13 protein-coding genes are annotated in these 14172 nt (G+C 62.1%); 4 read left to right on the forward strand and 9 right to left on the reverse strand.

Annotated elements, in window-relative coordinates; genetic code table 11:
- Positions 1–78 precede the first annotated feature (78 nt).
- Entirely contained in the window at positions 79–1740 is a 1662-nt protein-coding gene (locus TM49_RS06465; protein ID WP_045680039.1) for a Na/Pi cotransporter family protein, read from the reverse strand.
- A 437-nt stretch (positions 1741–2177) separates the two neighbouring features.
- Here TM49_RS06465 and TM49_RS06470 point away from each other — a divergent pair, with 437 nt between their 5' ends.
- Entirely contained in the window at positions 2178–2648 is a 471-nt protein-coding gene (locus tag TM49_RS06470; RefSeq protein WP_045680041.1) for an NUDIX hydrolase, read from the forward strand.
- Positions 2649–2702: 54 nt separating this feature from the next.
- A complete protein-coding gene (locus TM49_RS06475) occupies positions 2703–4181 on the forward strand; it encodes an inorganic phosphate transporter (protein ID WP_045680042.1) in 1479 nt (492 codons plus the stop codon).
- A 313-nt stretch (positions 4182–4494) separates the two neighbouring features.
- Here the strand turns inward: TM49_RS06475 and TM49_RS06480 are convergent, their stop codons facing one another.
- The 4 genes from TM49_RS06480 to TM49_RS06495 form a co-directional block, all read right to left on the reverse strand.
- Positions 4495–5283 (reverse strand): MetQ/NlpA family ABC transporter substrate-binding protein, encoded by a 789-nt coding sequence (locus tag TM49_RS06480; RefSeq protein WP_045680043.1) that lies wholly within the window; start codon positions 5281–5283, stop codon positions 4495–4497.
- 189 nt (positions 5284–5472) lie between these two features.
- Positions 5473–6252 (reverse strand): MetQ/NlpA family ABC transporter substrate-binding protein, encoded by a 780-nt coding sequence (locus tag TM49_RS06485; protein WP_045680044.1) that lies wholly within the window; start codon positions 6250–6252, stop codon positions 5473–5475.
- 58 nt (positions 6253–6310) lie between these two features.
- Positions 6311–6979, reverse strand: coding sequence for a methionine ABC transporter permease (locus TM49_RS06490; protein WP_045680045.1), 669 nt, complete (start codon positions 6977–6979; stop codon positions 6311–6313).
- Positions 6969–8069: a methionine ABC transporter ATP-binding protein gene (locus tag TM49_RS06495; RefSeq protein WP_425283274.1), complete on the reverse strand. Its 1101-nt coding sequence runs from the start codon at positions 8067–8069 to the stop codon at positions 6969–6971. The genes TM49_RS06490 and TM49_RS06495 overlap by 11 nt, the downstream gene beginning before the upstream one ends.
- Positions 8070–8461: 392 nt before the next feature.
- On the opposite strand from TM49_RS06495, the gene TM49_RS06500 reads away from it, so the two are divergent.
- Both TM49_RS06500 and bglB read left to right on the forward strand, forming a co-directional pair.
- Complete coding sequence (locus TM49_RS06500; RefSeq protein WP_045680046.1) at positions 8462–9022, forward strand: type 1 glutamine amidotransferase domain-containing protein; 561 nt, start codon at positions 8462–8464, stop codon at positions 9020–9022.
- A gap of 221 nt (positions 9023–9243) precedes the next feature.
- Entirely contained in the window at positions 9244–10362 is a 1119-nt protein-coding gene (bglB, locus tag TM49_RS06505) for a beta-galactosidase BglB (RefSeq protein WP_045680047.1), read from the forward strand.
- Here the strand turns inward: bglB and kdgR are convergent.
- The 4 genes from kdgR to TM49_RS06525 form a co-directional block, all read right to left on the reverse strand.
- Positions 10334–11149 carry a DNA-binding transcriptional regulator KdgR gene (gene kdgR, locus TM49_RS06510; protein ID WP_045680048.1) on the reverse strand — a complete coding sequence of 272 codons (816 nt, stop codon included), beginning with the start codon at positions 11147–11149 and terminating at the stop codon, positions 10334–10336. The two genes, bglB and kdgR, sit on opposite strands and share 29 nt — an antisense overlap.
- Before the next feature lie 106 nt (positions 11150–11255).
- Complete coding sequence (locus TM49_RS06515; protein WP_045680049.1) at positions 11256–12344, reverse strand: ABC transporter ATP-binding protein; 1089 nt, start codon at positions 12342–12344, stop codon at positions 11256–11258.
- 10 nt (positions 12345–12354) lie between these two features.
- The gene (locus TM49_RS06520; protein WP_244464855.1) at positions 12355–13125 is read right to left on the reverse strand and encodes a carbohydrate ABC transporter permease; all 771 of its coding nucleotides are present in this window, start codon (positions 13123–13125) and stop codon (positions 12355–12357) included.
- 136 nt (positions 13126–13261) lie between these two features.
- Positions 13262–14155: a carbohydrate ABC transporter permease gene (locus TM49_RS06525; protein WP_045680051.1), complete on the reverse strand. Its 894-nt coding sequence runs from the start codon at positions 14153–14155 to the stop codon at positions 13262–13264.
- Positions 14156–14172 lie beyond the last annotated feature (17 nt).

Below are 14172 nucleotides of genomic sequence, written 5' to 3' on the forward strand. Positions count from 1 at the left end.
TCTGGATTGAAAGGGCTGGTCATCGCGATGACCGGCTTTTTTCTGGGATCTCGGATCGCCGCTCAAAGATCGCTTCGATTACGAGCGTCCCTTTGCCTTCTTCTTGTCCTTTTGGCCGGACCGAAGCCGGCTTTCGAACAGCAGGCCTTGCTCGTCAAGGATCGGATAGGCGACTGATACGGCGTGCGCGTTGATGCGTTTCAGGTCTCTCAGTATGTCGAGATGCAGGGAGGACGTCTGATGACTTTCCTGATCGCCTTCCCATAGCCGCATCAGATGCCGCTGGGATGACTGGCGCTCGAAGCTGCGGATATCGACCTTCAGCTCCACCAGTCGGCGCGCCATGCTGCGGTCGCCGGTCATGAACAGCGACTGGGCCATGCGCAGGTTTTCCTGGGTCATCAGGAACATTCTGTCGAGCTCGTTATAACCCTCATCCGAGAAACGCAGCTTCAGCCCGACCTTCTTGCGCACCTCCGGCCCAAGTCCCTTGTCGATGATGTCGCCGATATGCTCGATGTTGATGACATAATCGAGAATGTTGATCGTGCGCCGCCGTTCGGCCTCCGTCGTCTCATTGCCCAGCCTCGAGAGATAGCTCTTGACGTCGTGCTGGCGCCGGTCGATGCGCTCTTCAAGCTCCGCGACGGCGGCGAGATGGCTGGTGTCGTTGCTGGCAAAGGCAGCGCGGGTCAAATCCAGCATCCGTTCCGCCATGTCCCCGATGGCGAGAACCTCGCGGCTTGCGCCCGGCAGGGCGAGAGCGGGCTGATCCAGAACGGTATCGTCCAGCCAGCCGCCGATATCGAGAAGCGGCGCTTCCTCATCGGGGATCAACCATGCGACGAACCGCGTCACGCTGCCGACGAAGGGCCAGACAAGCGCGGCGAGAACGAGATTGAAGATCACGTGCGTTTCGACGGCGAGCAGGGCGTCGCCGAACGGCAGCAGGGACAGCCGATCGGCTATGAACCCGACAAAGGGAAGCGCGATCACACAGCCTGCGCCGCGCACGATCAGGTTGCCGATCGTCAGGCGACGGGCGGAGACCTCATCTTTTGCCGTGGCGATGACGGCGGGCAGCGCGCCGCCGAGATTTGCGCCCAGAACCATGGCAACCGTCAGCGCCGGCGGCATGGGAAACGACAGGACGAGGAGCACCGCCGCAAGCGATGATGAGCATAGAAGGGCGAGCCCGGCCGCCAGCACGAGCGCCACGGGCAGAGCGCCGCCCAGCATTGCCATGAAGCCGGCCAGAGCCTCGGAGTGGCGTATCGGCGCGGTGGCGCTCTCCAGAATGGTCAACGAGATCAGCAGCAGGCCGATCCCGATCAGCGCGTTGCCGGTGCCAATGCTGACATTGCCTGTCCTGCGGCGCATCACATAGCCGATCAGGACCAGCACCGGCGCGATCACGCCGCTTCCCGTCGAAACGGCAAGCGCGGTCAGCGCGGTGCCGACATTGGCGCCAAGCAGCACGATCTGGGCCCTGCGCCCGTCGATGAGCGATCTGCCGACGAAGGACGCTGTCAGAAGGGCCGTTGCGGTTGATGATTGCAGACCGAGCGTCACCAGAAGTCCGGAAAAGAGAGCCCTCAGCTTCGTCTGCGTCCCAAAGCCGATCATCATCTTCAGGCGCACGCCAAGTGCCTCTTCCATCCCCGCCCGGACCAGCGAGAGACCGAAGAGCAGGAGGGCTATGGAACCGGCAATCTGAAGGGCCACTTCTATCGACGTCAAAGAGCTCAGGCCTTTCTCTCAGGTTTCTGGATGGCAATGGCTGGATTTACAGCATCATGAGTTCGCGATGAAACCGCGACGCCGAAACATCACTGAACAGATGATTGCGAACTCAATGGTCAATTGAGCCAATGTTCCGCCTTTTTGAACGCGCGTGCAAGGGCGCATCGCCCAGAAAACGCAGCAACATGAAAGTCATTGCTTCCATCGGCTGCGGAAATTGCTCTGCAGAAAGAAGGCGCGTCGGAGGTCATGCAATCGTGGGGACGATCGTTTTATGGAGTGTGCATGCTGAACAGCGAACGCTTGCAGGCTGGAAACCGGGGCATAAGGTGCCAGAAGGCCAGATAAGAAGGGACTTTTGCTCCACTAACCTTGTGATCGGGCTGGCATTTTTATAAACAACTGGATATTGACCGCTCCTGAACGGTGTCCCGATGTTCGCAAGGATCTGGAATAGCTATCTCGCCCCCCTTCTTGGCCGGCCTGCGCATGTGCAGATCGCCGCGCTCTGCTATCGACCGACAGAGGCCGGACCGGAGGTCCTGCTGATCACGTCGCGCACGACCAAACGCTGGATCATTCCGAAGGGATGGCCCGTAGCCGGCACGGATGGAACGGGCACGGCGCTGGAAGAGGCATGGGAAGAGGCAGGCGTGCATCGCGGCGCGGAAGCAAAACGCATCGGACGCTATCGCTACAAGAAGATCGTCGACGGAGGATTGCCGATGACCACGGATGTGCATGTCTATGCGATCAAGGTGGTCAAGCTTGCCGACAGTTTTCCGGAGATGGGAGAGCGCGAGCGCAAATGGATGAGCCACGATGACGCGGCCCGGGTGGTGGGAGAGCCGCAACTGAAGGCGATCCTGAAGGATCTCCCGGCTCTTCTCGAACAGGCGCGGTGACATTGAGAGCCGAGCCACAAGCCGGCGGTTTTCAGGACTTCAAGGAATTTCATATTGACCGATGATGCCACCCGGCAGTGGAAGACGCTCGACAAGGACCTGAACCGTCTGTCGCGTCTCGAAGAAGCCTCCATGTACGCATCGCGCCCCTTGGTGGGTGTCGGCGTCAGCCTTGTCTTCGTTTCATTTGCAGCCGTGGCCGCAGCGATTTTCGCCGGCGGCGAGCCGCAGAGCCTGGCACTGATCGTCGCCGCCGCCTTCGGCGCCTATATGGCCCTCAATATCGGCGCGAATGACGTGGCGAACAATATGGGGCCGGCGGTCGGGGCAAAGGCCTTGTCGCTGCTGGGCGCGATCGCCATCGCGGCCGTTTTCGAAAGTGCCGGAGCGCTGCTGGCGGGCGGCGATGTGGTATCCACGATTTCCAAGGGGATCATCGATCCCTCGGCGCTTTCCGACACGGCGGTATTCGTGCGCGCGATGATGGCGGCACTGCTGGCCGCATCGATCTGGGTCAACATTGCGACCTGGATCGGCGCTCCGGTCTCGACCACGCATTCCGTCGTGGGTGGCGTCATGGGCGCGGGCATCGTCGCGGCAGGGCTTGGCGCCGTCAATTGGTCGACGATGGGCGAGATTGCCGCAAGCTGGGTGATCTCGCCGCTGCTCGGCGGCATTTTCGCCGCTGCGATGCTCGCCTTCATCAAATGGCGGGTCATCTATGTCGATGACAAGATCGCCGCCGCCCGAACCTGGGTGCCGGTGCTGATCGGCGTGATGAGCGCGGCCTTCGCCACCTATCTCGCGCTCAAGGGCCTGAAACATGTGATGGTCATCGATCTGCCCGCCGCGCTGCTGATTGGCGCGGTCGTCGGGCTGGCGCTCGGCCTGCTGTCCGTGCCGCTTATCCGGCGCCAGTCGGAGGGGCTTGAAAACCGGAACCGGTCCCTGAAATCGCTGTTCAGCGCGCCGCTCGTCGTTTCTGCGGCGCTGCTTTCCTTCGCCCACGGCGCCAATGACGTTGCCAATGCTGTCGGGCCTCTTGCCGCGATCGCCTATGTGCATCAGTCCTCCAGCGTGGCCGGCGAGGTGTCGATACCGCTCTGGGTCATGCTGATTGGCGCGCTTGGCATTTCGTTTGGCCTGGTGCTGTTCGGCCCCAAGCTGATCGGCATGGTCGGCAGTCAGATCACCAAGCTCAATCCGATGCGGGCCTATTGCGTGGCGCTCTCGGCCGCAGTCACCGTGATCGCCGCATCCTGGCTGGGATTGCCGGTGAGCTCCACCCACATCGCGGTCGGCGGCGTCTTCGGTGTCGGCTTCTTTCGCGAGTGGTACACGGAAAGGCGCGCCCGTCGGCTTTCGCAGGAGCGGCCGGCCCATCGCAGGCTGCCGGGGCAGGAACGCGCCCGTCGCAAGCTCGTCCGCCGCTCCCATTTCATGACGATCATCGCCGCATGGGTGATCACGGTGCCCGCCGCCGCACTTTTATCGGCTGCATGCTTCCTGCTGCTGCGGGCAATCGGGTTCTAATGAAGTCCACGAGGCCCGATTGCGGTTCGATGCAGCAGGAATGTGCTGGTTGAAAGTCAGCTGCCGGGCGACAGTAGGGACTCGCTTTTCGGGCCGATGAAAAGACAACGCATGCGACGCTCTACCTTAACCAGGATGCTGCCTCGCTGCTGGAACGCTGGTTTCGGTAGCGGTGTCTATGGGGTAAAAAGCATGAAGGTGCAGCAAGGCAATGCTGCACCTTCAAGATTGCTGCGCCACCGCCCGACGGGGAGATTGAGCATCGACCCGGAAATGGCGCCTAATAGCGCCAGCGACGTTGCTTTTTCATTGATCAGAAGACCGGGACGACCGCGCCGCCATAGGTGGTTTCGATGAAGCTGCGGATTTCATCGGACTGATAGATCTCGACGAACTGCTTGACCCAGTCGGCGTCGGCATCTTCCGTGCGGGCGACGATCACATTGGCGTAGGGGCTGTCGGGGCTTTCGATGGCGATCGAGTCCTCGATCGGGTTGAAACCGGCATCAAGCGCATAATTGGTGTTGATCGCGGCCACCGAAACATCGTTGAGAACACGCGGCAGCTGGGCTGCATCCAACTCGAGAATGTCGATATTCTTGGGGTTTTCGACGATGTCCAGCGGCGTTGCCTTCAGGCCGATGCCATCGGCAAGCTTGATGACGCCCTTGTCCTGCAGCAATAGCAACGCGCGGCCGCCATTGGTCGGGTCGTTCGGGATCGCCACGCGGGCGTTTTCCGGAATGTCATCGACGCTTTCGACCTTGTTGGAATAGATGCCCATCGGCGTGATGATCGTCTTGCCGACGGCCGTCAGTTCATATCCGCGATCGGCAACCTGGTTGTCGAGGTAGGGGACGTGCTGGAAGCTGTTGAGATCGAGGTCGCCGTCGTTCAGCGCCTGGTTGGGCACGACGTAATCGCTGAAGGTCGCGATCTCGACATCAAACCCCTGCTCCTTGGCCAGCTTCTGGACCTGTTCGAGGATTTCCTCATGCGCGCCGGGCGTGACGCCGACTATGATCTTGTCCTTGGCGAGTGCGGAACCTGCAGCAAGGCCGGCCGCGATGGTGAGAGCGGCGAATATCGATACGCGTTTCATTTCGTGTCCTTAGGGCGCGGTCACTCCGGGTTTGCCGGCCACGCTCGGTTTCCTGTGATGTTTTGATTGTTTAGCGGCCGGACGGGTGTCTCTGAAGAAATCCGGTTTCCAAAGTGCGTCCACTGACGCAATTTCTTGCCAAAGAACTGGCGCGCCCGGCTGACGGTCTGGCAGGCGCGCCAATAGGTCTTACCAGGTCGGCGTGATGGCGCCCTTGAACTGCTCTTCGATGTAGGCCTTGACTTCCGGGCTGTGGTAGCTCTCGACGAAGGTCTTCACCCAGTCGGCATCCTTGTCTTCGGCGCGCACCGCAATGACGCCGACATAGGGAGCCTTGGCGCCTTCGCGGAAGAGCGAATCGTTGACCGGGTTGAGGCCGGCATCGAGCGCGTAATTGGTGGTGATCAGCGCCACGTCAACATCGCCGAGCGCGCGCGGGAGTTGGGCGGCATCGAGCTCAACAAACTTGTAGTCGTGCGGATTGTCGACGACATCTAGCACGGTCGCGCGCACGCCGACCCCTTCGGTCAGGCCGATCATGCCCTGATCTTCAAGCATCAGAAGGGCGCGGGCGCCATTGCTCGGATCGTTGGGAAGCGCAAAGGTCGCTCCGTCCGGAATACCTTCCTTGCTGTCGATCTTGCTGGAATAGCCGGCCATCGGGAAGTTCACCGACTGGGCGACGCTGACGAGATCGAACCCGCGATCGGCGACCTGATTGTCGAGATAGGGCTGATGCTGGAACGAGTTGATATCGAGGTCGCCATCGGCCAGGGCCTGATTGGGCACGACGTAGTCGGAGAATTCGATCACGTCGAGGTCGAGGCCCTTCTCGGCGGCCACTTCCTTGACCTTCTCGACGATCTGGGCATGCGGGCCGGGCGTGACGCCGACCTTCTTGGTCTCGGCGTGCGCCAGACCGGCGGAGAGGAGGGCCGCCAATACCGCGGTGGTCATCAGTTTCTTCATGACAGTTCCTGTTTTCTCGGGAGGGGAATTTGCATCGGGCTTCGCTTTGACGAAGGCCTTACTGGCTCCGGTTTTTCTTGTCAAAGCCGCGCGCCAGCCGGTCGCCGGCACTCTGGATGGCCTGCACCAGCACGATCAGCACGACGACAACCGCCAGCATGACACCGGGCATGAAGCGCTGATAGCCATAGCGGATACCGAGGTCGCCGAGACCGCCGCCGCCGACGGCGCCGACCATGGCGGAATAGCCGATCAGGCTGACGATGGTGAGCGTGAAGGCAAGCGTGATGGCGGGCTTCGATTCCGCCAGCAGCACCTTGATGACGATCTGCATCGGCGTCGCGCCCATGGCGCGCGCGGCCTCGATCAGCCCCTTGTCGACCTCCCGGATCGCGCTTTCCACAAGGCGCGCGAAGAACGGGATGGTGGCAACCGTCAGCGGCACGATCGCGGCCTGGGTGCCGATCGACGTGCCCGCGATCAGCCGCGTGAACGGAATGATCGCGACCACGAGGATGATGAAGGGGGTGGACCGCGTCGCATTGACGATCAGGCCGACAATGCGGTTGAGCATCGGCGCCTGCAGCAGTTCGCCCTTGCCGCTCGTGGCAAGGAAAATGCCGATCGGCAGGCCGAGCGCGGTTCCGATCAGGCCGGAAACGATGACCATCTGCAGCGTCTGCAGCGTTCCCCTGGTCAGAAGAGAGATGAGCATATCAGGCGACATAGCCGACGACCTCCGCGTTCAGACCGGTTTGGGCATAGAATTGATCCGCCTTCTGCATCACCGCCGGATCTGCCGAATAGGCGACATAGAGCGTGCCGTAAGGTTCTCCCGCGATCTCGTCGACAGTGCCGGCGATGATATTGACCGGGCTTTCAAGCACCGTCATCAGCTGAGAGACCAGCGGCTGATCGGCGGTCTCTCCGAAGAAGCGCAGGCGCAGCAGCGCGTTCGATCCGGGTTTCGGCGCGGCGATCACCTGCCGGCCGATCCAGTCCGGGAGACTGCCGCCCGGCAGGGCCGCCAGCATCGAGCGGGTGGTTTCGTGCTCAGGCGCGGTGAAGACATTGAAGGTGCGGCCGCTTTCGACGATCTGGCCCTTGTCCATCACCGCGACCCGCGAGGTGACGGCCTTGACCACTTCCATTTCGTGCGTGATCAGCAGCACGGTCAGGCCGAGATCGCGGTTGATCGTCTTCAGGAGGCCGAGAATCTGCTGGGTCGTTTCCGGGTCGAGCGCCGATGTCGCCTCGTCCGACAGAAGCAGCTTCGGCTCGGAGGCCAGCGCGCGGGCGATGCCGACCCGCTGCTTCTGTCCGCCGGAAAGCTGGGCCGGGTAATGGCGCGTGCGCTCCGACAGGCCGACGAGATCGATCAGCGGCTCGATCCGCTTCTTGATATCCTGCTTTGCCACGCCCGCGATCTCGAGCGGCATGGCGACGTTGTCGTAGACCGTGCGTGATGACAGCAGGTTGAAGTGCTGGAAAATCATGCCGATCGAGCGCCGGACGGAGCGAAGCGCCACCTCGTCAAGCGCCGCGACATCCGTGCCATCAACGATGACGCGGCCTTCGCTCGGACGCTCGAGACCGTTGACCAGGCGCACAAGCGTCGACTTGCCGGCGCCCGAGCGCCCGATAATGCCGGTGATTGCGCCACGCGGGACACTGTAGCTGATATTGTCGAGCGCTCTGAAAGCCTTCCTGCCGGTTTCCCGGCTGTTGAAGGACTTGGTCACATTTTCAAAGCTGACCATCGGCGAGCCGGTTTCAACAACCGACTGCTCGGCCAGGCCGGAGACATGTTCTGCCATCGGATTCTCTTCTGCTGCGCTGGAAACCGGCGAGAAAACCTGCAGGAAACCGCTTGGAAAAGGTTGGCAATCCGTTAGCACTCCGGACCCGATGTTTTCAAATCGAAAATGTCAGCGGGCCGACATGGCGGAGGAATAGGAGGTGTTTTGCGCGAGACGAGACAGTAATGAACAAAAGGCTGCCGCCCGGCGACCGCGTCCGAATGGCGTATCATCTTGAGCGGGAGCGTGCCCGGAGCAGCCATGGTTGGCAGACCGCGCCAATCATAAGCGTCGGCATTGCCACATTTTTACCTTGGTCTGTTTTCGGAACGGCTGGCGGGGACATGCGTTTATCCGGCAGAAGCGAATGCAACTTCGCTATCACGCCTGAGAAAACCAAGGAGGTTAAGATGCCTGCCATCGATAAATCCAAAATTCTCATCATGGCGACCAATGGCTACGAGCGCTCGGAACTGCGCGTTCCGCTCGACGAATTGAAGAAGCGCGGTGCCGCAGTCACCATAGCATCCTTCGAAAAGGGCCCGATCAAGAGCTGGGACGAGAAGGACTGGGGCGACAGCGTCGACGCGGACATCACGCTCGATGACGTTGATGTCAACGACTATGACGCGCTTGTCCTGCCGGGCGGTCAGATCAACCCGGACGTGTTGCGCACCAGCGACGCTGCCGTCGGCATCGTCAAGGCTTTCGCAGCCTCCGGCCGCATCATCGCCGCCATCTGCCACGGCCCGTGGATGCTGGTCGAGGCCGGGATCGTGAAGGGCCGCGACGTGACCTCGTATCACTCGATCCAGACCGACCTGAAGAATGCAGGTGCCAACTGGCACGATCATGAAGTGGTGACCGACAACGGCATCATTACCTCGCGTTCGCCGAAGGACCTCGAAGCCTTCGTCGACAAGATCGTCGAGGAGGTTGAGGAAGGCCGCCACGAACGCCGCGCCGCCTGACGCTACGCGCTGACCGACTGGTTTTGACCGCCGTCTCCCGAAAGGAGGCGGCGGTCTTGCGTTCTGACAACGCTTCGTGCGGAAGTTCCTACCGGATGGTAACAAAGTCGTTGCGCCGCTGCCCCGGACATGTTCATCTCCGGGCGTCGCGTGCCGGTGGCGCGCGTCGAAGGATCAAGCGGGCACGGGCCCGTGCCGGGACAAAGGGTTGGGAGGCTGCGATGGACCCGCTTCTGCGCCGCAGGGAGCATTTCATTTCGCGCGACGATGTCTGCGCGCTGATCGAGAAACTCGCCGACAATCTCATCAACATCAGGGATGAGACCGGGGAATTCCTGCTCCGGCTTGAGGACGGCCGGGTGATCGACACCAAGGGCTGGGCCGGCTGGGAGTGGACCCACGGCATCGGTCTCTACGGGCTGTGGAAATACCGGGAAATGACCGGCAGCGACAAGGCGCTTGCCATCATCGAGCAATGGTTCGCCGACCGTCTTGCCGAGGGGACGCCGACCAGGAACGTCAACACGGTCGCGCCGTTCCTGACGCTTGCCCATCTCTACGAGACGACCCGCAACCCGGTGTGGCGGCCTTATCTTCAGGCCTGGGCGGAATGGGTGATGCATGAGATGCCGCGTACCGAAGAGGGTGGCCTGCAGCATATCGTCTACAATTCGGTCAACCACCAGCAGATGTGGGACGACACGCTGATGATGAGCGTGCTGCCGCTGGCCAAGATCGGGCTCGTGCTTGATCGGCCGGACTATGTCGAGGAGGCGAAATACCAGTTCCTCGTCCACACCCAGTATCTCGCCGATCGCCGGAGCGGGTTGTGGTTCCACGGCTGGACCTTCGACGGCAACCACAATTTCGCCGATGCGCTGTGGGCGCGCGGCAATAGCTGGGTGACGATCGCGATCCCGGAATTCTTTGACATTCTCGGGCTTTCGGAAAAGGACCCGATCGGCCGCCATCTGCTCTCCACCTTCCGCCGACAGGCGAAAACGCTGAAGGAGACGCAGGCGGCATCGGGGCTCTGGCACACGCTGATCGACGATCCGGCAAGCTATGAGGAGGCCTCGGCCACGGCGGGTTTTGCCTATGGCCTGCTGAAGGGCAGCCGGATGCGGCTGCTCGACAGCGACTATCGCGATATGGCGGGGCGGGCGGTGCGTGGCGTCGTCGACAACATCAATGCCGATGGGGAACTCGTCCAGGTCTCCTTCGGCACGGCGATCGGCCACGACCTCGACCACTATCGCAACATCAAGCTGACCTCGATGCCCTATGGCCAGGCAATGGCGATGTTCTGCCTCACCGAATATCTGTGGCAGTATCTCTGAGCGCGCCGCGATAGCCGAGCGCCTCGGAGGCCTCCAGCGTTGCCGCCTTGAGCAGGCCCACATAATCCGGCCTCCGGGTCTCGTCGAAGCGGAACAGCGGAAACGACACGCTGATGGCGGCGACGGCGACACCGATATGGTTGAGAATGGGGGCGGCGAGGCAGCGCACGCCGGCCTCGCTTTCCTCGATCTCCTCGGCAAAGCCCTCGTCGCGCACCCTTTCGATCTGGGCAATCAGGGCGGCCTTGTCGGTTAGCGTCCTCGGCGTCGACACCTCCATGGCCATCGCGGCCACCCGCGCCCGCATCTCCTCCTCGTCGCGAAAGGCAAGCAGCGCCTTGCCGAGCGCGGTCGAATGCAGCGGATTGCGCTTGCCGAGCGTCGAGTTCATCGAGAGGCTGTGGTGTGATGCATATTGGTGGATATAGACGACGCGCTGCTCGCCACCGTCGAGAATGCCGAGATTGATGGATTCGCCGGTTGCCCGCGACAGGCGGCTCATCGCCCGGTCCGCGATCCTCAGCATGTCGCTCTGGCTGTTCAGCGTCTGGGCGGCAAGGCTGAAAAGGCGTGGCGTCAGGGCGTAGCGCTCCGTCTCGGTGTCCTGCGCCGCGTAGCCGAGCTCCACCATGGTCTGCAGCAGGCGATGCGTCGTGCTTTTCGAGGTCATGGCGCTGTGGGCGATGTCGGCAAGGCCGGCACTGCGCTTGTCCGCCAGTGTTTCCAGCACAGCGAACACCTTCATCACCGCCGCCACGTTTTCGGTCTTCGGCCTGCCAGTGTTCATGCCAGTCCCCGTCCTCTGCCGGGCTCCCGACTTATCGCCGGAGCCCGGGACGCGTCCGCATTCGCGGGGACGCGCCGGCGGGCCGGGCCCGCCGCCCGCTTTCGCCTCATGCGCTTGCCTCCTCCCGGGTCTCGATGCGCTTGCCCGCCTCGTCGAAGAAATGCTGGTCGGCGGGGTCGAAGCCGATCTCGACGGTCTCGCCCACCCGGTGACGGGCCTTGTCATGGGTCTGGAAGATCAGCGCGGCGCCGGAGGGAAGATCGAGGTGGACGATGGTTTCCGAGCCCAGATATTCGACAAGCCGCACGCGGCCCGTGGCGCGGATCGCGCCATGGCCGGGGCGGATCGCCTCCGGCCGCACGCAGACCGTCACCCGGCCGCCGCTCTCGGCAAGCTGCGGTTCGGCATAGCTACCGAAATCCGGGATCGTCACCTGCCGGGCACTGCCGCTGCCTTCGACTGTGCCTTCGAACATGTTGATCTTCGGCGAGCCGATGAAGCCGGCGACGAAGAGATTGGCGGGCCTCGTGTAGAGCTCCTCCGGCGTGCCCACCTGCTCGATCTTTCCGGCGCGCAGCACGACGATGCGGCTTGCAAGCGTCATCGCCTCGACCTGGTCGTGGGTCACGTAGATCATCGTCGTCTTGAGGCGTTCGTAGAGGCCGGCGAGTTCGACCCGCATCTGCACGCGCAGTTCGGCATCGAGGTTGGAGAGCGGCTCGTCGAACAGGAAGAGCTGCGGCTCACGCACGATCGAGCGGCCGATCGCCACCCGTTGTTTCTGGCCGCCGGAAAGCTGGCGCGGCTTGCGGTCGAGCAGCGGCTCGATCTGCAGCACGCGCGCGGCCTCGGCCACCCGGCGGTCGATCTCGGCCCGGTCCATCTTCAGGTTCTGCAGGCCGAAGGCGAGGTTCTTGCGCACCGACATATGCGGGTAGAGCGCATAGGACTGGAACACCATGGAGAGCTCGCGCTTGGAGGCGGGCAGGTCGTTGACCACCCTGCCATTGATAGCGATCGTGCCGTCGGTGATTTCCTCGAGCCCGGCGATCATCCTGAGAAGCGTTGATTTCCCGCAGCCGGAAGGCCCGACGAGCACGAGGAATTCGCCGTCATGGATCGCCAGGTTGAGGTGCTCCATGACGGAGAGCGAACCGTAGGATTTGCCGACATCAGTCAGTCTGAGTTCTGCCATTCTCTTGGTCCTATTTCATGCCGGAGGTCGCGATGCCGCGAACGATGAGTTTCTGGAAGGCGACGAAGAAGATCACCACCGGGACGAGCGAGAGCACCGACATGGCGAACATCTGCCCGAAGGCGCTCTCCGCCTCGTGGTCGACGAACAGCCGGAGCGCCAGCGGCACGGTGTAGTTCTTGATGTCGTTCAGATAGATGAGCGGTGCCAGGAAGTCCTCCCAGACCCAGATCATCGAGAAGATCGCCGAGGTCGCGAGCGCCGGCAGCGACAGGGGCAGGATCACCGCCCAGTAGATCTTGAAGGTCGAACAGCCGTCGATCATCGCCGCCTCGTCGAGTTCGCGCGGGATCTGGCGGAAGAACTGGACCATCAGGAAGATGAAGAATCCGTCCGATGCAAGGAAGCGCGGCACCACCAGCGGCAGATAGGTGTCGACCCAGCCGAGCTTCAGGAACATCACATATTGCGGGATGAGCACGACGTGATAGGGGATCATCAGCGTCATCATCATCAGGCCGAAGAACAGCCGCCGTCCGGTGAATTCGAGCCGTGCGAAGGCATAGGCCGCAAACGAGCAGGAAAACAGGTTGCCGAGCACCGACAGGATCGTGACGATCGCCGAATTGCGGTAGAACACGGTGAAGGACACCGGCAGCGCCTCCCAGCCCTTCGTGTAGTTCGACCACTGGAAGTCGGACGGCCAAAGGCCGAGCGTGCCGAAGATCTGGTTCTCCGGCTTCAGCGAAGCCGCCACCAGCCAGAGCAGCGGATAGAGCATGATGAAGGAGAAGATGACCAGGAAGGCGTGCTTGTAGAGCCGCGCCCGCCTATCCCGCTTCTGTCGCGCCAGGCGATATTCATGCGCGACCTTCAGCGCTTCCTGGCGCTCGGTCTCGATATCGGCGAGCGCTGCCTCAGTCGCGTTCATTTTCATAGTGCACCCAATATTTCGAGGTCGCGAAGGCAATCGCGGTGAAGGTTCCGATGATCACCAGCAGCACCCAGGCAAGCCCGGAGGCATAGCCCATGCGGAAGAACTTGAAGGCCTCGTTGAACAGATAGACGGTGTAGACCAGCATGCTGTCGGCCGGCCCGCCGGTGCCGTTGGAGATGATGAAGGCCGGCGAGAACACCTTGAAGGCCTCGATGATCTGCAGCACCAGGTTGAAGAAGATGACGGGCGCCAGCATCGGCAGGGTGATGGCGTAGAACTTGCGGAAGGCCGACGTGCCGTCGATGTCCGCTGCCTCATAGAGGTCGCGCGGAATACCGCGCAGGCCGGCGAGGAAGATCAGCATCGGCGCACCGAACTGCCAGATCGCCAGCACCACCAGCGTGTAGATCGATGTGGAAGGGTTGGTGATCCAGCCTATGCCTTCTATGCCGAAGACGGCGAGCACCTGATTGACGACGCCATCGATTGCGAAGAGCTGCCGCCAGAGGATCGCGATCGCGATCGAAGCACCGAGCAGCGAGGGCAGATAGAAGATGGCACGGTAAAGCCCGATCGTCTTCAGCCCCTTGTCGAGCAGCATCGCCACGCCGAGCGCCATGATCAGCCTCAGCGGCACGGCGAAGATGACGTAGTGGAAGGTGACTTCGAGCGCCTTCCAGAAGCGCCGGTCGCGGGTGAACATGTAGACGTAGTTGTCGAAGCCGACCCAGCGGGGATCACCGACCATGTCGTAGCGGGTGAACGACAGGTAGAGGGAGACCAGGATCGGGCCGATCGCCAGCAGGAAGAAGCCGAGCAGCCATGGCGTCAGGAACATGTAGCCCGAGGCATTGCGCGCGCTAAGTCGTTTCATCGGATTACTCTTTCAGT

Source organism: Martelella endophytica (assembly GCF_000960975.1).
Classification (GTDB): domain Bacteria; phylum Pseudomonadota; class Alphaproteobacteria; order Rhizobiales; family Rhizobiaceae; genus Martelella; species Martelella endophytica.

Excerpts from the sequence above, each read along its gene's own strand:
- TM49_RS06470 (WP_045680041.1), top strand. The coding sequence starts at position 2,178 with ATGTTCGCAAGGATCTGGAATAGCTATCTCGCCCCCCTTCTTGGCCGG.
- TM49_RS06480 (WP_045680043.1), bottom strand. The coding sequence starts at position 5,283 with ATGAAACGCGTATCGATATTCGCCGCTCTCACCATCGCGGCCGGCCTT.
- TM49_RS06485 (WP_045680044.1), bottom strand. The coding sequence starts at position 6,252 with ATGAAGAAACTGATGACCACCGCGGTATTGGCGGCCCTCCTCTCCGCC.
- TM49_RS06490 (WP_045680045.1), bottom strand. The coding sequence starts at position 6,979 with ATGTCGCCTGATATGCTCATCTCTCTTCTGACCAGGGGAACGCTGCAG.
- TM49_RS06495 (WP_425283274.1), bottom strand. The coding sequence starts at position 8,069 with ATGGCAGAACATGTCTCCGGCCTGGCCGAGCAGTCGGTTGTTGAAACC.
- TM49_RS06500 (WP_045680046.1), top strand. The coding sequence starts at position 8,462 with ATGCCTGCCATCGATAAATCCAAAATTCTCATCATGGCGACCAATGGC.
- bglB (WP_045680047.1), top strand. The coding sequence starts at position 9,244 with ATGGACCCGCTTCTGCGCCGCAGGGAGCATTTCATTTCGCGCGACGAT.
- kdgR (WP_045680048.1), bottom strand. The coding sequence starts at position 11,149 with ATGAACACTGGCAGGCCGAAGACCGAAAACGTGGCGGCGGTGATGAAG.
- TM49_RS06515 (WP_045680049.1), bottom strand. The coding sequence starts at position 12,344 with ATGGCAGAACTCAGACTGACTGATGTCGGCAAATCCTACGGTTCGCTC.
- TM49_RS06520 (WP_244464855.1), bottom strand. The coding sequence starts at position 13,125 with ATGCTCTATCCGCTGCTCTGGCTGGTGGCGGCTTCGCTGAAGCCGGAG.
- TM49_RS06525 (WP_045680051.1), bottom strand. The coding sequence starts at position 14,155 with ATGAAACGACTTAGCGCGCGCAATGCCTCGGGCTACATGTTCCTGACG.